Here is a 20,672-nt window from a genome sequence, read left to right as displayed (position 1 = left end):
ATTCACAGTAGTGCGTTCCGCACCGACATCCGGAAGATTGGGTCCGAAAGACAGCTTTCGCACCCGAGGAGACAGTCGGCATGAAAAAACCCTCATCGAAAATTCGCGACGAAATCGCCAAGCTCCAGGAGCAGCTCAAGCTCGCCGAGACCCGCGAGGCCGAGCGTATCGGCCGGATCGCACTGAAGGCCGGACTTGGCGAGATCGAGATTGAGGAGGGAGAGCTGCAGGCGGCGTTCGAAGATCTGGCGAAACGTTTTCGCGGAGGGAAGGCCCGGTCGACAGGAGGGAAAGGGCCAGGTGGCGCTGGCGAGAGCTCGCCCTGCGCGCATAACCCGGCTGGCGCGGCTGAGGGCAGGGCTGGCGAGGCTTGAGCGGATGCGAAGAACAACGACATCCGACGCCCGCAAGAAGGACACGCGCGAAAAGATCGAACTCGGCGGCCTGATCGTTAAGGCGGGGCTGCGCTACGAGATGCGGGCACTGCTGCTCGGACTTCTCATCGATGCCGCCCGGCGGCTGAAGGGAGACGAACAGGAGCGCTCACGGCTCACCGCAATCGGAGTTGAGGCGTTTGGAGAAAACGATGACTAGGATCCTGCTGTTCGTTGCACCCTGTGCTTTGATGATACTTTCGGCCATCGGCATGACCGGGATCGAACACTTGCTCTCCGCCTTCGGCAAGACGGATGCCGCCCGGCAGATGCTCGGCCGCGCCGGCATCGCTTTGCCTTATGTCTTCGCCTCGCTTGTCGGCATCGTCCTTCTGTTTGCGAGCGCCGGCTCGGTGAGGATCAGGACAGCAGGATGGGGCGTAGTCACTGGCGCGACAGCGACGCTCGTTATTGCAGCCCTACGTGAGGCAATGCGGCTCTCCGCGTTTCTCGAACAGGTTCCGGCCGGCAAATCCATCTTCAACTATCTCGATCCCGCGAAGGCGATCGGGGCGGCCGCCGTTCTGATGTCGGCGCTGTTCGGCATGCGCGTGGCGATCGCCGGCAACGCCGCCTTCGCCAAGGCCGAGCCGAAACGCATCGTTGGAAAACGGGCTTTGCACGGCGAGGCTGACTGGATGAAATTGTCGCAAGCCGAAAAGCTGTTTGCCGAGACCGGCGGCATCGTCATCGGCGAGCGTTACCGGGTCGACAGGGACATTGTCGCGGCCCAATCGTTTCGCGCCGACAGTGCCGAGACGTGGGGAGCGGGCGGGAAGTCGCCGCTGCTTTGCTTCGATGGCTCATTCGGCTCCTCGCATGGCATTGTCTTTGCCGGCTCCGGCGGGTTCAAGACGACGTCAGTCACGGTCCCGACGGCGCTCAAATGGGGTGGCGCGCTCGTCGTCCTCGATCCTTCGAACGAGGTCGCGCCGATGGTGTCGAAACACCGTGGCGATGCCAACCGCGACGTCTTCGTACTTGATCCGAAGAAGTCGGAGATCGGCTTCAACGCGCTCGACTGGATCGGCCGCTTCGGCGGGACGAAAGAGGAGGATATCGCCTCCGTCGCATCGTGGATCATGAGCGACAGCGGTGGCGCGCGTGGGGTCCGCGATGACTTCTTCCGCGCCTCGGCCTTGCAATTGCTGACGGCGCTTATCGCCGACGTTTGCCTGTCCGGCCACACGACGGAAAACGACCAGACACTCCGGCAGGTCCGCAAGAACCTATCCGAGCCGGAACCCAAGCTGCGACAGCGGCTGCAGGAAATCTATGACGATTCAAATTCGGATTTCGTGAAGGAGAACGTCGCCGCCTTCGTCAACATGACCCCGGAAACCTTCTCGGGCGTCTACGCCAATGCCGTCAAGGAAACGCACTGGCTATCCTACCCGAACTACGCCGCGCTGGTTTCAGGAACGACCTTTACGACGAGTGATCTCGCCGGAGGAAAAACGGACGTCTTCATCAACGTCGATCTCAAGACGCTGGAGACGCATTCAGGTCTGGCGCGTGTCATCATCGGCTCGTTTCTGAACGCGATCTACAACCGCAACGGCGAGATGGAGGAGAAGGCGCTCTTCCTCCTCGATGAGGTGGCGCGCCTTGGTTACATGCGGATCCTGGAGACGGCCCGGGACGCGGGCCGCAAGTATGGAATCACCCTCACCATGATCTACCAGTCGATCGGCCAGATGCGCGAGACCTATGGCGGCCGAGACGCCGCCAGCAAGTGGTTCGAGAGCGCCAGCTGGATTTCCTTCGCCGCGATCAACGATCCGGAGACTGCCGATTACATTTCCCGCCGATGCGGCACGACTACGGTCGAGATCAACCAGGTCAGCCGCAGTTTCCAGTCGAGAGGTTCGTCGCGAACGCGCTCGAAGCAGCTTGCGGCCAGACCGCTGATCCAGCCTCACGAGGTGCTGCGCATGCGGGCCGACGAGCAGATCGTCTTTACCGCCGGCCATGCGCCGCTAAGATGCGGTCGTGCGATCTGGTTTCGGCGCGAAGACATGAAGACGTGCGTGAAACCAAATGCGCATTTCCCGCAAAGCGCGGAGAAGCGGTGAAGTCTCTGTCTCAAGTCGCGTCCGCTTCCTCCAGAAGCCCGTCATAGACTTCGAGCAGTGCGTTTGTGATTGCCTGACCCAAAGCATTACCGGCCGCACGGACCTCATCCTCTGTGCCGTCACGCGCGGCCTTCGCAAGTTCGAATCCTTGCTCGCTGACAATGTGCTTAGCAACTTCAATTGCCCAGAGACCGAAGTCGCCGCGGCTTCCGATTTGGACCGTCTCTTTCATGATGACCTTCGAATGTCTTTTCATGTCCCATACATTCCCGTCGCGACAAACGCCAGTGCGTGAGCCTTTGCCGCAGCGCCGAATACACCCGTGTGCCACTACCTCATACATCCCGAAACGCGCGCGGAGTGGCGATAGCTGCCGGAAAGTTACATTGCTGTCAGCAAGTTGTGGAAAATGGGTGCGATTATGGGGGTTGCGCGCCCGCGGTGCCGTGACAATGGATGAATCTGGTGGAAATCTTTCCGCGAACACAACGAGGGGCCCAATCATGACGACCACCAATGAAATCGCTGACAAGATCGCCGCTGACCACGGCCTGACGAAGGCGCAGAGCAAGACCATCGTCGAGGCTGTATTCGCCGCCGTTGCCGCTGCAGCAACGTCGGGCGCCGAGACGTCAATCCCCCAATTTGGGAAGTTCAAGGTCAAGGAAACGCCGGAGCGCGATGCGCGCAATCCCGCAACCGGCGCGACGATTAAGGTGGCTGCCGCGAAGAAGTTGACCTTCCAGCCGGCGAAAGCGCTCAAGGACGCGATGAACAAGTAATGTGCGCCTGCGACGGAGACGGCTCGGTCGAATCAGATCGGGTCGCCTCCTTAATGCGAGGCGCGACCGACATCGGTCGTAGCTGTTATTGGGCCAGAGCATTAGGTGGAAGGTCTCATCTCAGGCTTGTATCGCTGAGCCGGCGGGGAAGCTTGTGAGCGACATGGGTCAGATGCTGTAATCACTGATACCGAACGCCTCTAACGGAAGAGCATCCAAATGGCTTTGACATTTGCAGGCGTTGTTCTCGACCTGGATGGGCTGCTCTTGGACACCGAGCGCCTGCAAGCGGAAACCGGTCCCGAAGTACTGCGAGAATTCGGCTACGAAGTTGAGCAGGGCTTCTTTCATCGGCTTNTTGGGCTTGACCATGATGAAGCCACCCGCCGCATCAACCTGGAGCTCGATGCGAAACTCGACAGTGTTGCCTTGGAGGAGGCATGGAACGGGGTCATCGATCGTCGTATGCAGGACGAGATGCCGCTTCGACCAGGCGTTCACAGGTTCTTCGATGCCCTCGATGCCAATTGCCTTCCTCGATCGATCGCGACGAACAGTGTGACGGCGAAGGCGGAGTGGAAGCTCGAGCGAGCGGGTCTTATCGATCGGGTCAATGCTGTGGTTGGGGTCGATCAGGTCAGCCAAGGAAAGCCGGCGCCCTGTGTTTACATCGAAGGCGCCCGCCGGCTGGGTCTATCCCCCGAACAATGTGTCGCGCTTGATGACAGTGACCTTGGTATACGTTCAGCAATCGCCGCTGGAATATCGACAGTCATCCAGGTGCCGGACATAGCGCCGAGCCGGGAACGGCTCGCTCACCATCAGGCGGCCTCTCTTGATGAGGCGCTCCGCGTGCTTGGCCTTCGCGATGGTAACACTGGGATGGACGCGTCAACGGTGCCCTCAGTGTGATCAATTAGAAAAGGCGGAGACACTTACGGGCTCCGGTCGCATCGATGGGCCATGCCCCGAAGGCGTCTTCCCGAACGTCCTATCACCAACATGAATCGATCCGGCATCATCGATTCATAAGTCTCGTTGGACGCTGGCGTGCAAATCTCCGACTCTCTCGGTATGATTTCGCAACCCTACCATCTCTACGTCGAACGAACGGAACCCTCGAAGAACATGGCTCGTTATTATGCCATGTCGATTGAGCCGACCTTGTTCGGCGATGCCTGTTTGATACGGCGATGGGGGCGCATCGGTTCCACGGGTGGTCACCAAATGATCCATTATTTCGACCGGGAAGAAGATGCGGTAGAGCTGTTTCTCGCGCTCTTATGCAAGAAGCGGTCGCGTGGCTATAGGCCAGTGCTGCCCAGACGCCGATAGGGCATTTCCTGACCATCTCCAGGGGCGCACATGCCTAGTCGGCGCCGACGAAGGCGATCGCGATTTCGACGAGGTAGCGAATCTTGATCGTGAGCTTCAGACCGAGCTTGCCCTTTCGGAAGACGTGGCTGGCGACCTTTCCGAGGGTGCCGAGGCGCCGGCCGGTGACGGTGAGGACTTGGCGATACGAATATATGAACCCCTTGCGATGAGCTGTCATTGCGGGAAAGCCTCAACCCGGAAGGACCGCTGCACCGGCACGGCCGCAGCAATAGGGGAGTACCAGCCGACGGCTAAATCTTGAGGAAGGGGCGGCGGGGAAAACTTTGGCGCCGGCGGGTTGCTTCGTGGCGCAGCGGCTGCAGCATCCCCGATTCCGATGACGGGGCATCGAGGGGAAGGAAGCCGCAACACAGTGCGTTCGCCCAGGTTGGTTTCCGCGCTGCCCGGCGAGTGCAGTCGGCGAAGCAGGGGTTCGTGCCGGATGTATTTCAATCGGTGAGATCGTATGCGTTCTTCAGCTCGAGGCGGGTTATCCTTGACAGTCAAATGAAAAGTTGAATCCAATGGCGGAAAAAACGAGAGGGGCTTACCCCTCTCGCTTTGCCGCCGACTCATTCGAGGTCAGCGGCGAAAGCTTGGATGTCACGCACGAACTGCTCGGCCTCAGCTTGCGCCTGTGCAATCAGGGCCGCCATTTCGGCTTCGGCCGCGGCCCGTTCTTCCTTGGTGAAATAGCAGCTCCGAAGCTCGGCGCGTAATTCGTTGATTTGATCGATAGTGGTCATGTTGATCGTCCCCTTTTGATGACGTCAAAGGGGCCACGTGCGCACGAAGCGCGTGTCAGGGATCGCGGAACGCGACCGGCAGATCCGGCGAGTGGGGTGCCGGTTTTGTCGGAGCCCAGAGACCCGGAGCGGAGATAAAACCGGGGGCCCACGCTCGTCCTTGACGCGGGCTGAGTAGCCGTAGAATGGGACGGCAGAAAGAAGTGAACCCGCGGCCCCGACCCAGGGGTCGCGACCGTATTTCCAGGAGTTCAGCCGCCTACCACCTCGATATCGAATATCCGCCGCAGCTCTCGCCCACGGCGGGCTGCTGCAGTTCCGTCAGCTTCTTCTCCTTGAGGATCGCCCTGGGGTTCTCCGCGGCATCCACCCGTGCGGGACGATGGCGCGTTGCGATGCAAACGTTCGGGCATCGCGTCGGTTGAATGCTCGGCTCGCGCTTGGCAAGGCAACTGGAACTTGCTGCGCCAGATACTGACGCTGCGACCGCGCGCCTTCCTGTGCGCCAACATAGGCACCCTTTCTGTGCCTTTCCGAATCCACCGCGTTGGCGTTCTCGACGAACCATCGGCTGACCTCGCGGCCGTCGGCGCGGAAGCACACGCCGACGAAACGGTCGTTGCGGCCGCGCTCGAGGAACTCGCAGCACGGTAGGGCGGCAAGCTGCCAGGAATTTTTCGAGTGCGAATGCCGCCTCTTTGCCGTAGCGGTAGATGCCGCCGTCGCCATCCTCGCAGCGTTCCAGTTCTCCGGTGCGTCGACGCCATGCAGACGGATGCGCTCGCCTTTATCGCCGTCGATGATGGTTGCGTGGCCAATCACCGGCTCGTTGGCAAACACAGGGGAGAGTGGGGCGATGCCGATGGCTAAGACAGCAGGCAGAAAAAGAAGAGGTCTCGCCTGCGGCGTGGCTTAGAGACGTGCAGCAGCACTCACCTGCGGAACTGGTGTTGGACCCTCGCTCATACGCATCTCGACTATCTGCAGTTCGACGTGCAAGCCACGATAAGCCGCATTGCGAACGGCATCGTTGAAAATCCGCATTGCCTCGTAAAGGCTGTCGGCAGCTTCGCGCTGTTCTTCGGTCATTGTTGCGCCCACCATCCCATGGCCGATCTATCGCTTGCAACCACTCGGCGTCAACGCGAATTCGGAGAAGCTTTGCCGATCGCGAAGCCGCATGAGCCCCATGTCAGGCGCCCCGGATGCTTGTAGTAGAGGACGTAGAGGAGGTCGTCCCGACGCGGCAAGACTGCGGCGCCGGTTTCGTCGCTCATTGGCACTGCCTCTTCGGCGACTGCCGAACTGCGCTTCGAACATCTGACTCCAATTAGAGTGACAAGAGCTCCCAGTGTGCTTCAAGCTCGAAGTGGTACCTTTGTGGCAATGCGGCTGCAGCGCGGGAAGCGGTCGGCAGCCTACGAGGCTGGCGCTATCGTCTTTTTCGCTTTCGATCTGCTCTATCTTAACGGCCGCGACCTTCGCCGGTTTCCGTTGCGAGCACGCCGGCGGCTGCTGGAGCCGATCGTCGACGGCCGCGACGGCGCAATTCGCCTAGCGGAAGGGGTGCAGGCTGAAGGGACGGAGTTCTACCGTGTTGCCTGCACGCACGGTCTGGGAGGCATCATCGCCAAGCGGCCGATCATGCCGGCGCCCGGATTGGCTGAGTGAGTCGTCGACGGAAGCGGGTTCGATGCCCGCGTTCGGCTGCTTCGACACGGTTGTTTGGCCCCGCCTTGCGGCGGGGCCTCGTCCATCTCAATCAATCCCGGTTGGGGCGGGACCAGATCAGCTGGTAGCCTTCCTCGCCTTCGACCTCGGCGAGCGTTGCGTAGATCGGAGCGGGGAAGCTCGGGTCGTCCAGCTTGACCGAGAGGTAGTCGCGGTCGGTCTCAGCCGAGCGCTTCTGCCAGGCCGCACCTAGCTCGACATTGCCCGCGTAGATGCGGAAGTGCGGGCCCTTGTCGGAGGGGTTCTCGATGCGGGCGATGCGGGCCTTGACGTTGAGTGCGAGCGTGCGGATCGAGCCACTGAAGCCGTTTTCGGTGGAGGTGAAGGTGCCGATGGTTGCCATGTCCAAGTTCCTTTCGTTGTTTCGGGCCGCGCCCATCGCGGCCTCGATGGCTGTCGCAAGGATCGGTGGCGATCGGACCGCACCCCCAGGGGGCCGAAACAAAGTGGAGGGCGGCCGGAAGAAACTTTGTTGTCCCGCGAGGAATGAGCGCCCGAGCGCTCAGGGGAAGAAAGTTTTGGATGGCCGTTGCGGGAGGACGATCGAGGCGAAGCCGCACTCCGATCAGACATGCCTCATCGAGCCCGCGGGGGAGTGGCCTAACACAGCGGATCGAAGGAACATGGTGATGGCGAGCCCCGCCAAGTCGCCGTGCCGGTACAGCGCAGGGGCAAATCCGTCGCCTGGTCTCCATGTCGCGGCGTCGACATCGGAGGGACCACCCCTCCCGCCGTGCAGTTGCCTTTTGAACTGACGCGATATCGTCGTGCTCGCGATTCGTCCCCTGGAGGATTCATGCGTCGGCAGACAAGCCGTTTATCGTCGAAACCAAGCAGTCCCGAAAGCTCAAACCCACCGACCGGCGATCTGGGGGAAGGTTGATCTCATGCCTCATCAGGACGCCCTCACCGAAAGAGATCCGAAAGAGCTGTCGGCCGTTGGCGGGGACAACGACCGACCCTGATTGGTGCTAGGCAGCCGCTGTCTCCTCGGCTTGACCGGGCTGAAGACCGTGCAGGAAGCTGACAGCACGTTGCGCATGCGCCGCGGCCTGGAAGATGGCCCGCTTGTCGTCGGCAAGTACGCGCAACCACGAGGCGAGGTAAGACGCGTGATCGGGCCGAGGCTCGAGCTCTGGCGCAATCCCGAGATCGGCACACAGGAAACAACTGCCGAGCTCGGCGATCAATTCCTCGCGCGCACGCTCCGTCTTGTCCTTGGCATAGCGGCTGAGATCGCGACCAATGCGATGCGCCGGCGCCGTCCAATGGCAAGCCTCATGGCTCAAAGTCGCATAGTAGCTTGCCGCGTCCTTGAAGGTCTCGAACACCGGCATCTGAATGAGATCGGCGGCAGGCGCAAAGAAGGCCTGGTTTCCGCCATGGCGAATCATGGCGCCGGTGTTTCGGAAGAAGCGATCGGCGATCTCGATCCGCGCGACAGAATCGGAAACCGGTGTCTGCCAGTGATGATAATGCTCCGGCAGGCCTTCAATTTGCTCAACATTGAAGACCGTGTACGCCTTCAGGAACGGGATCTCGCGATCGACCTCGCTTCCATTGCCGTCGGTTTCCGTCTTGGTAAAACGGCTGGCGAAGACGACGATAGAGCCGGTCTCGCCCTTGCGGACCGCCGCGCCCAGTTCCAACGCCTGCTTGAACGTCATCCACATCGGTGAGGCAAAGCCTCGGGCGATGCCTTCCGACCAAAGCAGAAGGACGTTCATTCCGGAATAGGGCTGTCCGTTGTGCCGGAGCGGGCGGGTAATCCGGCCCTGCATATTGCTCTCATGCCAGGGCTTCATCCAGGGTTTCACGCCGCATGCCAGATCCTCGACGATCCGATCCGTGATCCGGCTATAGATGTCAGCACGCTGGCTCTCCTGCTTCCTGCTCATTTTTCAAACCTCCATTTAAAGACGTCGCGCCAATCGCGGCCCGTCACGGCGATCCGAAGGCCGGGGGACCGAGGAAGCCGCACGCTGGACAAGCGCCGGAACGTGAGTGGAGGAGGGCAAAGCCCTTGCGGCTTAATTCCCGGCCCCGGCAGGACCGAAGCCGGACAGGGCTCGCGGCGGCGCCTGAACTGCTCGCTTCTTGTTTCCTCTCCCTTGACACGCGAAACGGCTGGCTAGGAGGAGCCAGCAATCGGTCGGAGTAGAAAAAAGGCGGGGCCGCGGCCCCGCCGGAAGCAGATCAGCCAAGCGCCGCCATCTGCTCTTCGGCCGCCTTGCGGTCGAGTGTTGCGCTGGGGTTGTCGACCGGGCGGTCGAACGGCTTCCAGACCTCGCCGACAACTTGCTCGTAAGCGGCGACGGCGCCTTCGGCCGCCATGCAGAGCGCATGGGCCTGAACGCCCATGTCGGCGGCGAATTCGCGTTTGCGCTGGGCGGCACTGTCGTAACCGACCGGACCGTCGAGATCCTCGTCGCGGGCATTATTGGCCGCCTTCGCCGTGGCGTCCCGGGCTTCGGATACCGCGCGGGAGTAGAACTGGCCCGCCCCGTGCGCGGACCCGACATAAGCGCCGACGATACGTTGGAGATGGATCTGCATCGCCCGTTCGCCGAGCCCGTCGGAAAGACTGTCGGCCGTGTTGACGATAAGGCGCTCGTGCAGGTCACGGATCCCGGCGCCGTCGATCACCGCCGTCCCGAAGCTTTCGGCGATCGCCATCGCCTGGGCGGCGTCCGGGCAGGTGAGCCGGACCATATCGATCGTGGCCCCCTTTCGAAGCTGCATAACGCGGGCTGAATGGCGGGATTGGGTTGCGGGCTTGGCCATGGGCTCTTCCTTTCATGGTTTCCCCCGAAGCGGTTCCGGCCCTTGCCGGACTGCCCTTCGGTGCGGTCGGAAGGAGCCGGCGGAAGACGGGCGTATCAGGGTCCGGGCCCGCCAGGACGAGCAAAGCAGGTATGCGCGAAAGCAGGTCATCCCGACCTCGCGCCGCGCGCGGACCTGCTTTGCCGAGGACGGCGCGGTCCGGCCGCCCCGCGGCGCGATAGCGGCCTTGAAACGCACGGCCGCCGGTTCAGACCGCAGCAAAACCGAAGGGCAGACCGGCAAGGAACTGGTTCGACACACAGGAACCACCGAATAGGAAGCCCTCCAGCAGCCGACGCAACAGTCCGACCGGGTTCAGCCGATGCTGGCCCGATTTGATTTTATGGCACTTGCTAGATACAGGGCTCACGGTTTTGGCAGACGCCGAGAGCATGGCTGAGGTCGATCCGGTTACCGACAATCCTGAGGAGATCGAATGCGGGCATGACGCGATCAAGGGGTTGGTCTTGCGCACCGAGTTCGTCCGCAGGCGCTGACCGGCAACTCCGGTTCGCGGCACGTGCGGCCGATGCCCGGAATCCGGTCGTTCCCTGGGATGCGGCTTCGATGGGACTGCAGCCGGGACGGACCGTGCGAATTGCGCAGACGGCGCAACGATCCACCATCGTCATATGCGGACCGCCCATCCAGAGATGGTTCAGGACGCTCTTCCATCGCCGGCCGTGCTCGGCGGCATAAGCTTGGGGCGCCTGCTCCTCTTCTGCGGCTAAGGGCGGCCGAGCAGCGGAATAACAGCCCGACATCCGCCGCATGATCTGCCGGTCGATCAGATCGAGCTGGTGCCGCGCCGCTTCCATGCGAGACGGTTGCGTATCATGCGGTCCTCCCTTCGACGTGATGGGCGGCGATTTCGTCGGCCGTTACAGGCTCAAGGACTGCGCCGGGATAGCCGTGCAGCTGTAGCCACACTCCGGCAGCTTCATGGTTTTCGGCGAGGTGAACAAGCTCGCGCGACGGACCAGCCCGGTCGAAGATGCGGACCGATCCCGTCGGCGGACGTTCGATGACCTTGAACGTCAGGTCGGAGTCGAGTCCGAAAGTGCGATGAACGCGCATGACGACGACATTCCTGTCGCCGAAGTCCGCCTCATGGAGCGTGAAATATTCCGGCGAGGAATAGTTGCCGATCTGACGCGGACCTTCCCTGCGGATCAGCCGCCCTCGGCTGTTGCGGGTCTGCCAGGCGGCGAGTTTCTTTTTGAAGCGTTCCGGTGGGCGCGGGGTGCCGTCGGACCAGCTGACGATGGAACCGATCGGGGCGAGATCATAGATCAGCGATGCGGGCATGCATGCTCTCCTTGATTTTGGCAATTGCTGGAAACAAAACCGCCGCCGATGGTGGCCGGCGGCGAAAATGGGTCCTAAAGGGAAGGAAGATGGCTATTCGGCCGCGATCCCGTATGCGGTGTCGAGGTCGTCATCGTCCGCGTCGGCCTGCTCCTCGGGCAGGGCCGGCTCGACCGTTTCGGCCTCGGCCGTATCCTTAGTCTCACGGCTGATCTCGCTGTCGACCTCGATCGACGGAGCTGGCGCGCCATCCTCAGTGATGCCGACCGGCTCTTCACCGGGTTCGTCGTCGTCGCCGACCTCCTCCATATTCCTGGCGAGCCACTCGGCCAGTTTCGCATCGTCGGGAGCAAACAGCGCCGCTGGATGCACGAAGCGCTTTTCTTGGAAATGCTCGACAAGGGCGGCTCGCGTGTCCTTCACCCGAGTACGGGGCAGAACACTCACCCGCGTGCCCGACGCTTCCAGCGACGCCCGCGACAGGCATGACAGGAACTCTTCCGTCCCCATGTTCGGGAGATAGTTGTCGGCGCCGACGGCATCGCCGGCGATGCGGGCGACGATGCCGCTATCGCTCCGATTGGTGCGCGCCGAAAGAGCATCGATCAGCGTCAATCTTGCAACCGCGCGAAGCGTATCGATGTCGAATACGAGCTTGCCGCTCTCACCGATCAGCCGGACGGCGTGACGTGCGAGGCGCCTGCAGCCGTAGAGGTGCTGCGACCTTTCCGAGCCGGAGTCGACCGAGACATTCTGGCCGGCGAAGGCGAGAACCAGCATCGCCATCAGCCTATCGTCGTCGATCGGCGCCCGGGCAAGCGCTTCGTGCAGGGCGTCGGTGCGGAAGTCACCGATCATGTCGAAACCTGCCCGCGTGACATCCGGCCGTGACTTCGGTGCGACGTCGATGACGTTCGCATCGTCAGAACCAGGCGCGGCCGTATCGCCCTTGCCCTTCGCCTTCCTGGTCTCGGGCATCCGGTAGTGGGCGGTCTGCATCTTGCCGTCGCGGTCGAGATACATAGCCGTGCAATCGCCTTTGCCTGGCTTGCCGTAGACGCGTTCGGCCTTCGCCGGGAGATGCGGCTGACCCCAATTGTTGACCTCGACAATGGCACCATTCTTCGGAAGGTTGCTGCTCATCCATTCCTGCTGGGCGCCCAGGAAGGCTTCGACATCAGTCGTGTAGCGATTGTCCTCATCCGCCGGCGCGAAGAGGTCCTCGGCCCATGCGATGCCATAGGCCTGCCGGAGGTCGTCGCCGAATCTGGCGTCCCGGGCGTACATCCGGGTCTTGGTGAGACCGTTGGCGATCGCCCACCAGGACGCTGCCTCGCCCTTCTTCGGCTTGTTCGCCTTCCAGACTTCCTTCTGCTCGTCGAGCGGGGCCGCCGCGATGGTGCGGAGCTGGTTCTCGTTCGGCATGTCGCCCCTGGCCATGTGGTCGAGCATCGCTGGCAGCACGTTGGCGAGAAGGCGAAGCTTGCGGATCTGGCGAACGGGCAGAGCAAGGGCTACGGCAGTCGCTTCTTCGGTCCATCCCAGGGCCACAAGGCGTTCTATGCCGCGCCATTGGTCGATAGGATTGAGCGGTTCCCTGGCGATATTCTCGATCATGGAGCGCATGGCGCCATTGTCGTTGGCTGCCTCAACGACGATCACGTCGATTTCCTCGATGCCGGCGGCGATCGCCATGCGGGTGCGGCGGTGACCGGCTTCGATGATGTAACCATTGCCGCCGGCTTCCGGGAAAATGACGGGCGGCTGGATCACGCCGACGGCCTTGATCGTTGCCAGCAGCAGGGCGTCCGCCTGCGGCGTCGACTTCGACTGGCGGGTGTTGTCGGGATTATCCTTCAGTGCACGCGGGTCGACTTTCATGAGTTGCATTGGGATGCTCCTTTCAGGGATATGGGACCCGGCCTTTGCCGGTCCTTCCTGCCTTCGTTCTTTCCCGAAGACACCTCCCGAACCGCGGAGCGGGCGGCCGGGCGCAACTGCGGTCGAGCATCCCTGCCGCGAAGGACGAGCGGGGCTGACTGCCCTGCGAAGGACGAGTGGCCGGGATTGCGAGCGGCGCGGTTGAGCGTCAGCGGCGCCGGGCTGACCGGTCTGCGACGGGTTCTTCCCTTCTCCGCTTCTTCTTTCCTTATTCCCGCTTTCAATCCGCTTCGAAAGTGTCACACGCGCACAACTATTCCTTGCCTATATTCTGAGTGACGATGGTGCTTGCGATCCGCTTGGATCGAACAAGGGGAGGGTTTGATGTCTGCGATCGCATTGAAAGTGTTTTCGAATGCCGACGATGTACACCTGGTGTGGTCACATCCAGAAGACATCGCCGGTTGCCTGGGCTTTGCAATCCAATGCAAGCGAGGCGATGCGGAGCCGAAATTCCTGTCCAACCGCGTCGGGTTCGAGGACGATGTCGAACTCGATCGGCATGGGGAACGCTACAGGTCGCGCCCGTCCGACATATGGCCGTTTCAACGCTACGACTGGACCGATCATGCCGCCGATCTCGGAGACGTCATATCCTACCGCGTCATTGCGCGGGTCGTCGGACCTGATGGAAAATTGACGGACGGACCGGCGAGCGACTGGTCGCCGACACTGCGGCTGACGGCCGATTGCGGCGACGGCGTCAGCGTTCATTTCAATAGAGGTTTTGTCCTCTCCCAGTTCATGGCGCGCTACATGAAGGAGAAGGGGATCACCCTTCAGGAGCTCAAGGAAAAAGCCGTCATTATCAGCGAGGAAGTGGACCGCAGCGTTCGCAATTTTCTCGGCGGGACGCTTCGCGAAACCGTTCTCGCCATGATGAGCGAGGTGGAGCATACCCCTCAACTCGAGCTTCACGCAGCCCTCTACGAACTCAGCGATGAGGAACTACTCGACGGCCTCGCCGCCATCGGCAATCGCGCGCATATCGTTCTTGCGAACGGGAGCGTCAAGCACGATGGCGACGACGAAAACGCCGACGCTCGCGCCCGCCTGAACGGCGCGGGCTGCATCGTACATGACAGGTTGCTGGCGCCGGACGGTCTTGCGCATAACAAGTTCGTCGTTATCGGCGAGCGGGAGGGAGACTTGTTTCATGCCGCAAAGGTATGGACCGGCAGCTTCAACTGGACGCCCACCGGCCTCTGCACGCAGCTCAACAACGGCATCCTCATCGAGAATGTTGAGCTCGCTCAGCGTTTCGAGGCGCAGTTCGAGCTCCTCAAAGGCGCCGGCAACGGCTTCACGGACGACCTGTTGGACTCCAATAACAGTCCGAAGCGCGACATTGCGCTTGGTGCAGCCAAGGTCGACAGCTGGTTTTCCAAGCTCAGCAGAGAGATCGATATCAAGGAACTGATCGAACTCGTGAAGGGCGCGCGTCAAGGCATTTTCTTCGTCATGTTCCAGCCGGGCAACGAACCGGTGCGCACCCTCCTTCGTATGCAGAGCGAGAAGGGTCTCTATGTTCGCGGGGTGGCGACGCAATTGACAAGCAACGGGCTCGAAGACTTCAAATTGCTGAAGCAGGTTCCCGAACAGTTCTTTCTCGATACCGCCCAGGCCACGGGCGTGGACATGTCCGTCGGCCGGTGGGCGGTCGAAGGAACCGCGAACGAGTTCAGGAACAGCATCGGCCATGCCATCACGCACTCCAAGGTCCTGGTGATCGACCCGTTCAGCGACGATCCCATCGTGGTCACGGGATCGCACAACTTTTCGAAGGCCGCGAGCCGCGACAACGACGAGAACTTCATCGTGATCCGCGGTCACAGGGAGATTGCGATGCACTACGCGATCAATGCGGTGCAGACATACAACCATTACCGCTGGCGGGCTTATCTGGAAGAAGCCGAGCGGGAAGACAGAGATCCCTTTCAATATCTGTCGCGCGATCCCAAGTGGCAGCGCCGGCGCACGAATGGGGAAACAAAGCGGATGTTGGCCTTCTGGCGTCCGGAGGCTTGAGGCTGCGTCCGGAGAAATGCAACGGAGCCCGACCGGAACAAAGAAATGGGCCAGCGGAAACCGCGGCCCATGAAGTGTGAAGGTCAATAAACCTCCAGAGGGGAACAGCTGCTGCGGCGGCACTGGGAGGAGAGGCCGCCATATGCATCAACTGTGTGCATTATGGACGTTTTTTGACCAGACGGAAGACATTTATTGTGCAATGCAGCTATGCGCATGCTGCGCTGCTTCTAAAACCATGCCGCGAACCTGAGCGACCCATGCCGTAACGTCAGGCTGCCTCTGACGCGTCTGCCGTTTCCTCGCGCACCGCGGCTGCAAGGGCCTCGTCGACATCCCGAAGCTGCCGGCGCTTGTCGGCAAGTTCATCCGCGAATGCGAACACGCCGCCCTCGCGCGCGCGGTAGGAGACAAGACGCCGCTCCGCCTCGTGCAAGCGATGCCGATAGCGCTCCTGTTCCTCGTTAAAACCGTCGAGCGCATGTTCGAGCCGGGACACCGCGCCGAGCGGCGTCACGGTGACGGCGAGATCGAGCTCCTGGGTTGCGCCGGTACGCTGAAGCAGGGTGGCGTAGTGATAGCCATCGCCCCTACCGAACCGCTCGCCGTGATAGACGAGTTCGAAGCCACCGATCGCCGCGATGGCCACTTCACCTTCCTGCTGCAACTGCACGAGCGTGAGGATTTCCTTCATCAGCGCGCGGCCGGCAAGCTTGCGCTCGTCGTAAGCGTCGCCCTTGACCGTCATCACGAAAGCATCGCCAGCCGTCGGAATACAGCGCTCGATGTCCTTGCCGATCTCGCAGATGCGCCGGATCGAAATCTCCTTGTCGCGGTCGGCGTCGCGGATCTGGCGGCGAACGGCATACTGGTCGTCGTCGTGGGCAGCGCGCAGCCTTTCGAGACGAGCAATATCGGCCTCGAGCCCGGCCTTCTGCATCAGCCGTTCGTCGCCGCTCGCAATCGCCTTTGCCATGGCGAACTGGTTTGCAGCCCCTTCGCCGAGATCTTGCAGCCGGCGGATCGAGGTATCGCCAGAGAGTGCCGCGGCAATGAAGCGCGCCTTGCGTTCGTTGTTCTGCCACATCGAGGCGTCGAGCGAGCCTTGGGTGGCATAGGCAAAGATATCGACCTCGTCATGCTGGTTGCCCTGGCGCACGATCCGGCCCTCGCGCTGTTCGATCTGCGAGGGCAACCACGGGACGTCGAGGTGATGCAGCGCCTTGAGACGGAGTTGGGCATTGACGCCGGTACCCATCGTGTCCGACGAGCCGACCAGGAGGCGGATCTTGCCGGCGCGAACGTCGGCGAACAGACGCTGCTTCGCCTCGGTCTTCTTGTAGTCCTGCATGAAGGCGATTTCGGATGCCGGAACGCCCAGGCGGACGAGCTCGTCCCTGATCCAGCGGTAGGCGGAAAAACCTCTTTTCTTCTCCACATTGATCGTGCCGAGATCGCAGAAGATCATCTGTGCGGCGCCGGGCAGATCGAAGGGTTTGCCATCCGGTCGCACAAACCTGCTTTGTGACGTCTCCTGCCAGATGCGATAGGCGTTCTGGACGAGCAGGTTGAGTTTGTTGTCCGGCTCGTTGTCATTGGCCGGATCGACGAGGCGCAAGTCGATGGCCGCATGGCGCCCATCGGTAATGACCGAGAGCAAGATGTCGTCGCCGGGCTGCGCTGGCCCCTCGCGCAATTCGATCGCCTTGATGCGGGCATCGAGGATCGTCTGGTAGTTCTTGAAGGCCTGCGTCGGCTTGGCCGTCAGGATCTGCCGGCGGCCGGTCGAGATATCAGGCACCTTGACGTATGCGCGGAGATCCTCGGGCATCACCACGTCGGCGAAACTGCGGAACATCGCGATCAGTTCCGGCACGTTGACGAAGGAGGCAAAGTGGCTGACGGGCTTGTACTTGCCGGACGGCTGGATCTCCAGTTCCGTGGTGGTGTCGCCGAAGGTCGAGGCCCAGGCGTCGAATTCGTGCAGGCCGCGCTCGGCCAGTTCGGCGTGGCCGAGCAGCCGTTGCACCGAAAACATCTCGCCGAGCGTGTTGGTGATCGGCGTGCCGGATGCGAGAACCAAAGCGCGGCCGGGGTTCTTCGTCTCGATGAACCGGGACTTGACGTAGAGGTCCCAGGCACGCTGCGAGCCGTTCGGATCGATGCCTTTCAAGGTCGACATGTTGGTGGCGAAGGAAAGCTTGCGGAATTCCTGCGCCTCATCGACGATAATCTGGTCGATGCCGATCTCCGAGATCGTCAGCAGATCGTCCTTGCGGGTCGACAGCGCTTCCAGCCGTTCCTTCAAACCCTCCTTCAGCCGCTCGAGCCGTTTGCGCGAGACGCGATCCTCGCTGTCGACCTTGGTGAGAAGATCCTCGTAGAGTTCGAGTTCGTCCTGGATCATTTGCTGCTCAAATGCCGATGGCACGGCGATGAACCGAAAAGCGGAGTGCGTGATGATGATCGCATCCCAGCTCGCCGTCGCCGCGCGCGACAGGAAGCGGGCCCGCTTGTCCTTGGTGAAGTTCGTCTCGTCGGCGACGAGAATGCGGGCGGTCGGATAAAGCGCCAGGAATTCGCGGGCCGCCTGGGCCAGGCAATGACCGGGAACGACCAGCATCGCCTTGGCGATCAGCCCGAGCCGGCGCTGCTCCATGATTGCCGCTGCCATCGTCATCGTCTTGCCGGCGCCGACGGCGTGAGCGAGATAGGTGGAGCCGGACGAGATGATCCGCCAGATGCCGCGTTTCTGGTGCCCATAAAGAACAAAGGCGCCAGAGGCGCCGGGAAGCTTCAAATGAGAGCCATCGAACTTTCGAGGCGCGATATTGTTGAAGCGGTCATTATAGACCCGCGCCAGCCGGTCGGTGCGGTGCGGGTCGGTCCAGACCCAGTTCTGGAAGGCCGTCTTGATTTTCTGCAGCTTGTCGCGGGCGGCCTCGGTGTCGACGACGTTCAGAATGCGCCGCTCGCCGTCTGCATCCTTGAAGACGTCGAAGATCTGGGGCACGCGGCTGTTCAGCGCATCAGCGAGCAGCTCGCCGGCATGCCGGCGGTCGGTGCCCCATTCGGATGTGCCGGCGGCCGTCCATCCGAGTTGTCGCGCCTCGACGGTCCAGGAGCCGAGTTCCGGCATGTGATGGATTCTGATCTCGGCACCCATCGTCTCGTGCACGAAGGCGACGATATCGGTCGCCGCAATCCATGGCGCGCCAAGCCGTGCGGTGATGTCCGACGGGCTTAAATCGGCGGGCTGCACGGCCTGGAGCGCTTGGACATTGCGCTCATAAGCGGGATCGAGCTCGGCCGCGGCTTCCGCGGTGGCGAGTTTCGTGCGAACTGCGCCGGAGAGATAAGCGTCCGAGGTCTGCCAGGAGCCATCGGCGGGATTGCGAAAGATCGTGTCGCCAAGTTCGTCGCAAACCGCATCGGTGTCGCGATGCAGAAGTTCGGCGATATGATCGAGGTCGACATGGCCACGGTCGTTAAGCACGAGGGCGAGCGCATCGGCGGCGCTGGTGATCACTGGCGGGGCAGGGCGCGCGATGACGCGCTCGGAGAAGATCGGCCCGGGCCTGGCGGTATCGGTTTCGAGATCGTAGTCCTCGATCGAGGCCACCAGCCAGCAATCCGGGTCGTCGAGGAAGGGAGCAAGGTTCAGGCGACGGTGGGTCTCGCGAACCTCACCGGTATCCTCGTCCTCGGTGATCGAGACCGTCGTATGATTGATTGGTCCGAAGTCGCGCACGAAACTCGACCAGGCAATGCGCAGCCGCACCTGGCAGTGGCGCCAAGGCTGGTTTGCTTCTTGGGCTTTCAGCACCTCGCGCACCGCGTCTCGGATCGGGACGAGTTTTTTGATGATCCGGACATGCTTTTCCGGAATGCCGTCAGCGCCGCGGCCCTTGCGGACCTGAACCGTGACCGGTGCGCCGTCAATCATCTGCATGAGGCCGTGCCTGTTGTCGACGAAGTAGCTGCCTTCACGGATCCGCGTGCTGTCGGGTTGGAGGTCGACGATTTCCGCCAGCTCCTCCTCAAGATCCACATTGATTTCGGTCGGCTCGCCATCGTAGATGCCCTCGGGAAGACGCTGAACGGCAGCATCGAGCGCCGTCTCCACGCTTTCGCCGGCGCATGGCAGGCAGGTATAGGTCTCGCCGAACGGCCCCGTGGTGAGAGCATGAGAGCCGAGCAAGAAATCCGGATGATCCGCGAACCAACGGTTCACGCGGATCGGTCCTTCCTCCGCCGTGCCTGGGCGGACTTCTTCCAGATCAAGCCAGGCAAGATCGCCTTCGGCTTCGCCCGCCTTGCGCTTGCGAAAGAACAGGATGTCGACGACAACGTCGCTGCCGGCCTCCCGCCGGAAGCTGCCCTCGGGAAGGCGGATGGCGGCGACCAGGTCAGCAGTTGTGGCAATGTGCTCCCGGCACTTGCCGTCAGCCTTGTCCATCGTGCCGGCACTGGTGACGAAGGCGGCGAGCGCACCGGGTTTCAAAAGATCGATTGACCGCGCGATGAAATAATCATGCAGCCTGAGACCAAGCGAGCGGTATTGCCGGTCGGAGCGAACCGTGCGATCGGAGAAGGGCGGATTGCCAATGGCAAGATCGTAGATCGCAGAAAGGTCGGTACGCGCGAAGTCGCCGTTGACGATGCGTGCCCGTGGCTGCAGCAGACGGGCAATACGGGCCGTGACCGGATCGAGTTCGACACCGGTGACGTAGCTGGTATCGCGATACCCGACCGGCATCAGCGCCGGAAACAAGCCCGTCCCGATCCCCGGTTCCAGCACCCGGCCGCCGCGCCAGCCGAGCCGCTGCAGGCCTGCCCAGATCGCTCGGACGATGAATTCGGGCGTGAAGTGGGCATATTGGGTGCAGCGCGCAAGCGACGCATAGTCGGTCTCCGTGACCGACGCCTCCAGCGAACCGGCGAGATCCTCCCAGCCGTTTGGGAAGTCGCTTTTGCCCGGTCGGCGAAACATGCCGTTCGCCAGATCCGAACTGCCGAAACCGGTGAAGCGGATCAGCCTCGCCTGCTCGTCACGCGTTGCGGACCGATCCTGCTTTTCGATCTCGTCGGCGGTCAGGATGGCCGCGACATTCTTGCGCGCCCGTTCCTTCCAGGTCGCGGCCAGGCCACGGTCGCCATCGTCGAGATAGTAGTTCGCGCGATGGCCCTGCTTGCGTGGCGCCGTCCGAATGGCCGCCGGCGAAGGAAGCGCCGGAGCGGGGGAAGGCGGCGTCGGTTCCGGATCGTCGTCATTGGCAGCAAAACCGCCGAACGCGGTGACGCCGAACCCAAGACCTGCGGACAGCGCGCCGCCGGCAAAGATATCGAGGGTGAAGGGATCATTATTGCTCATCGAAAACTCCTTATGAGCGGGCAAGCGTCGTCGTCCTGTCGTGGAGGACGGCA

19 protein-coding genes and 2 pseudogenes are annotated in these 20,672 nt (G+C 62.0%); 9 read left to right on the top strand and 12 right to left on the bottom strand.

The annotated features are described in order from the left end of the window. The first annotated feature begins 80 nt into the window (after nt 1-80). From traC to traG, 3 genes are read left to right on the top strand one after another with little or no spacing between them, the layout of a single operon-like run. Nucleotides 81-374 carry a conjugal transfer protein TraC gene (traC, locus tag RHIBR816_RS0131810; RefSeq protein WP_018240632.1) on the top strand — a complete coding sequence of 98 codons (294 nt, stop codon included), beginning with the start codon at nt 81-83 and terminating at the stop codon, nt 372-374. A 4-nt stretch (nt 375-378) separates the two neighbouring features. Further along, complete coding sequence (traD, locus tag RHIBR816_RS0131805; protein ID WP_018240631.1) at nt 379-594, top strand: type IV conjugative transfer system coupling protein TraD; 216 nt, start codon at nt 379-381, stop codon at nt 592-594. Then, a complete protein-coding gene (traG, locus tag RHIBR816_RS0131800) occupies nt 587-2,509 on the top strand; it encodes a Ti-type conjugative transfer system protein TraG (protein ID WP_018240630.1) in 1,923 nt (640 codons plus the stop codon). The genes traD and traG overlap by 8 nt, the downstream gene beginning before the upstream one ends. A 10-nt stretch (nt 2,510-2,519) precedes the next feature. On the opposite strand, the gene RHIBR816_RS0131795 is transcribed toward traG, so the two are convergent. After that, nucleotides 2,520-2,741, bottom strand: coding sequence for a hypothetical protein (locus tag RHIBR816_RS0131795; protein ID WP_026187666.1), 222 nt, complete (start codon nt 2,739-2,741; stop codon nt 2,520-2,522). Between the two features lie 271 nt (nt 2,742-3,012). Between RHIBR816_RS0131795 and RHIBR816_RS0131790 the strand changes: the two genes are divergently transcribed. The 3 genes from RHIBR816_RS0131790 (at nt 3,013) to RHIBR816_RS0131780 (ending at nt 4,626) form a co-directional block, all read left to right on the top strand. Then, complete coding sequence (locus RHIBR816_RS0131790; RefSeq protein ID WP_018240628.1) at nt 3,013-3,291, top strand: HU family DNA-binding protein; 279 nt, start codon at nt 3,013-3,015, stop codon at nt 3,289-3,291. Nucleotides 3,292-3,510: 219 nt separating this feature from the next. After that, entirely contained in the window at nt 3,511-4,203 is a 693-nt protein-coding gene (locus RHIBR816_RS34960) for an HAD family phosphatase (RefSeq protein ID WP_018240627.1), read from the top strand. Nucleotides 4,204-4,329: 126 nt separating this feature from the next. Further along, the gene (locus RHIBR816_RS0131780; RefSeq protein ID WP_018240626.1) at nt 4,330-4,626 is read left to right on the top strand and encodes a WGR domain-containing protein; all 297 of its coding nucleotides are present in this window, start codon (nt 4,330-4,332) and stop codon (nt 4,624-4,626) included. 34 nt (nt 4,627-4,660) lie between these two features. Here the strand turns inward: RHIBR816_RS0131780 and RHIBR816_RS34955 are convergent, their stop codons facing one another. The 5 genes from RHIBR816_RS34955 to RHIBR816_RS38155 form a co-directional block, all read right to left on the bottom strand. Beyond that, entirely contained in the window at nt 4,661-4,846 is a 186-nt protein-coding gene (locus RHIBR816_RS34955; RefSeq protein ID WP_018240625.1) for a hypothetical protein, read from the bottom strand. A gap of 394 nt (nt 4,847-5,240) precedes the next feature. Next, entirely contained in the window at nt 5,241-5,414 is a 174-nt protein-coding gene (locus RHIBR816_RS38170; protein ID WP_198294201.1) for a hypothetical protein, read from the bottom strand. Nucleotides 5,415-5,735: 321 nt separating this feature from the next. Further along, entirely contained in the window at nt 5,736-6,254 is a 519-nt protein-coding gene (locus RHIBR816_RS38165; RefSeq protein WP_198294200.1) for a thermonuclease family protein, read from the bottom strand. Nucleotides 6,255-6,326: 72 nt separating this feature from the next. Then, entirely contained in the window at nt 6,327-6,503 is a 177-nt protein-coding gene (locus RHIBR816_RS38160; protein WP_198294199.1) for a hypothetical protein, read from the bottom strand. Nucleotides 6,504-6,553: 50 nt separating this feature from the next. After that, nucleotides 6,554-6,691 carry a hypothetical protein gene (locus tag RHIBR816_RS38155; protein ID WP_018240620.1) on the bottom strand — a complete coding sequence of 46 codons (138 nt, stop codon included), beginning with the start codon at nt 6,689-6,691 and terminating at the stop codon, nt 6,554-6,556. 115 nt (nt 6,692-6,806) lie between these two features. Between RHIBR816_RS38155 and RHIBR816_RS0131750 the strand changes: the two are divergent. Further along, nucleotides 6,807-7,049, top strand: a pseudogene (locus RHIBR816_RS0131750) (ATP-dependent DNA ligase); the annotation flags it as partial. A 127-nt stretch (nt 7,050-7,176) separates the two neighbouring features. Here the strand turns inward: RHIBR816_RS0131750 and RHIBR816_RS0131745 are convergent. The 3 genes from RHIBR816_RS0131745 to RHIBR816_RS0131735 form a co-directional block, all read right to left on the bottom strand. Continuing rightward, nucleotides 7,177-7,488, bottom strand: coding sequence for a DUF736 domain-containing protein (locus RHIBR816_RS0131745; protein ID WP_026187664.1), 312 nt, complete (start codon nt 7,486-7,488; stop codon nt 7,177-7,179). 628 nt (nt 7,489-8,116) lie between these two features. Further along, nucleotides 8,117-9,043: an ArdC family protein gene (locus RHIBR816_RS0131740; protein WP_018240617.1), complete on the bottom strand. Its 927-nt coding sequence runs from the start codon at nt 9,041-9,043 to the stop codon at nt 8,117-8,119. Nucleotides 9,044-9,341: 298 nt separating this feature from the next. Then, nucleotides 9,342-9,929: a hypothetical protein gene (locus RHIBR816_RS0131735; protein WP_018240616.1), complete on the bottom strand. Its 588-nt coding sequence runs from the start codon at nt 9,927-9,929 to the stop codon at nt 9,342-9,344. Nucleotides 9,930-10,378: 449 nt separating this feature from the next. Between RHIBR816_RS0131735 and RHIBR816_RS36820 the strand changes: the two are divergent. Further along, a pseudogene (locus RHIBR816_RS36820) lies at nt 10,379-10,465 on the top strand (PhnA protein); the annotation flags it as partial. Between the two features lie 337 nt (nt 10,466-10,802). Here the strand turns inward: RHIBR816_RS36820 and RHIBR816_RS0131725 are convergent. Further along, complete coding sequence (locus tag RHIBR816_RS0131725; protein WP_018240614.1) at nt 10,803-11,276, bottom strand: hypothetical protein; 474 nt, start codon at nt 11,274-11,276, stop codon at nt 10,803-10,805. A 93-nt stretch (nt 11,277-11,369) separates the two neighbouring features. After that, the gene (locus tag RHIBR816_RS0131720) at nt 11,370-13,166 is read right to left on the bottom strand and encodes a ParB N-terminal domain-containing protein (protein WP_018240613.1); all 1,797 of its coding nucleotides are present in this window, start codon (nt 13,164-13,166) and stop codon (nt 11,370-11,372) included. Nucleotides 13,167-13,541: 375 nt separating this feature from the next. Here RHIBR816_RS0131720 and RHIBR816_RS34945 point away from each other — a divergent pair, with 375 nt between their 5' ends. Further along, complete coding sequence (locus tag RHIBR816_RS34945) at nt 13,542-15,245, top strand: phospholipase D-like domain-containing protein (protein WP_018240612.1); 1,704 nt, start codon at nt 13,542-13,544, stop codon at nt 15,243-15,245. Nucleotides 15,246-15,516: 271 nt separating this feature from the next. Here RHIBR816_RS34945 and RHIBR816_RS37800 read toward each other — a convergent pair whose 3' ends face one another. Beyond that, on the bottom strand, nt 15,517-20,619 hold the full coding sequence (locus RHIBR816_RS37800) for a helicase-related protein (RefSeq protein ID WP_018240611.1): 5,103 nt from the start codon (nt 20,617-20,619) through the stop codon (nt 15,517-15,519). Nucleotides 20,620-20,672 lie beyond the last annotated feature (53 nt).

The sequence above is a fragment of the Ensifer sp. BR816 genome, assembly GCF_000378985.1.
In the GTDB taxonomy this organism is placed as follows: domain Bacteria; phylum Pseudomonadota; class Alphaproteobacteria; order Rhizobiales; family Rhizobiaceae; genus Sinorhizobium.
This window is presented reverse-complemented; position numbering and strand designations above follow the sequence as displayed.

Bases quoted from the DNA above. Each gene is read 5' to 3' on its own strand.
- traC (WP_018240632.1), top strand. From the start codon at position 81: ATGAAAAAACCCTCATCGAAAATTCGCGACGAAATCGCCAAGCTCCAG.
- traD (WP_018240631.1), top strand. From the start codon at position 379: ATGCGAAGAACAACGACATCCGACGCCCGCAAGAAGGACACGCGCGAA.
- traG (WP_018240630.1), top strand. From the start codon at position 587: ATGACTAGGATCCTGCTGTTCGTTGCACCCTGTGCTTTGATGATACTT.
- RHIBR816_RS0131795 (WP_026187666.1), bottom strand. From the start codon at position 2,741: ATGAAAGAGACGGTCCAAATCGGAAGCCGCGGCGACTTCGGTCTCTGG.
- RHIBR816_RS0131790 (WP_018240628.1), top strand. From the start codon at position 3,013: ATGACGACCACCAATGAAATCGCTGACAAGATCGCCGCTGACCACGGC.
- RHIBR816_RS34955 (WP_018240625.1), bottom strand. From the start codon at position 4,846: ATGACAGCTCATCGCAAGGGGTTCATATATTCGTATCGCCAAGTCCTC.
- RHIBR816_RS38170 (WP_198294201.1), bottom strand. From the start codon at position 5,414: ATGACCACTATCGATCAAATCAACGAATTACGCGCCGAGCTTCGGAGC.
- RHIBR816_RS38160 (WP_198294199.1), bottom strand. From the start codon at position 6,503: ATGACCGAAGAACAGCGCGAAGCTGCCGACAGCCTTTACGAGGCAATG.
- RHIBR816_RS38155 (WP_018240620.1), bottom strand. From the start codon at position 6,691: ATGAGCGACGAAACCGGCGCCGCAGTCTTGCCGCGTCGGGACGACCTC.
- RHIBR816_RS0131745 (WP_026187664.1), bottom strand. From the start codon at position 7,488: ATGGCAACCATCGGCACCTTCACCTCCACCGAAAACGGCTTCAGTGGC.
- RHIBR816_RS0131740 (WP_018240617.1), bottom strand. From the start codon at position 9,043: ATGAGCAGGAAGCAGGAGAGCCAGCGTGCTGACATCTATAGCCGGATC.
- RHIBR816_RS0131735 (WP_018240616.1), bottom strand. From the start codon at position 9,929: ATGGCCAAGCCCGCAACCCAATCCCGCCATTCAGCCCGCGTTATGCAG.
- RHIBR816_RS0131725 (WP_018240614.1), bottom strand. From the start codon at position 11,276: ATGCCCGCATCGCTGATCTATGATCTCGCCCCGATCGGTTCCATCGTC.
- RHIBR816_RS0131720 (WP_018240613.1), bottom strand. From the start codon at position 13,166: ATGCAACTCATGAAAGTCGACCCGCGTGCACTGAAGGATAATCCCGAC.
- RHIBR816_RS34945 (WP_018240612.1), top strand. From the start codon at position 13,542: ATGTCTGCGATCGCATTGAAAGTGTTTTCGAATGCCGACGATGTACAC.
- RHIBR816_RS37800 (WP_018240611.1), bottom strand. From the start codon at position 20,619: ATGAGCAATAATGATCCCTTCACCCTCGATATCTTTGCCGGCGGCGCG.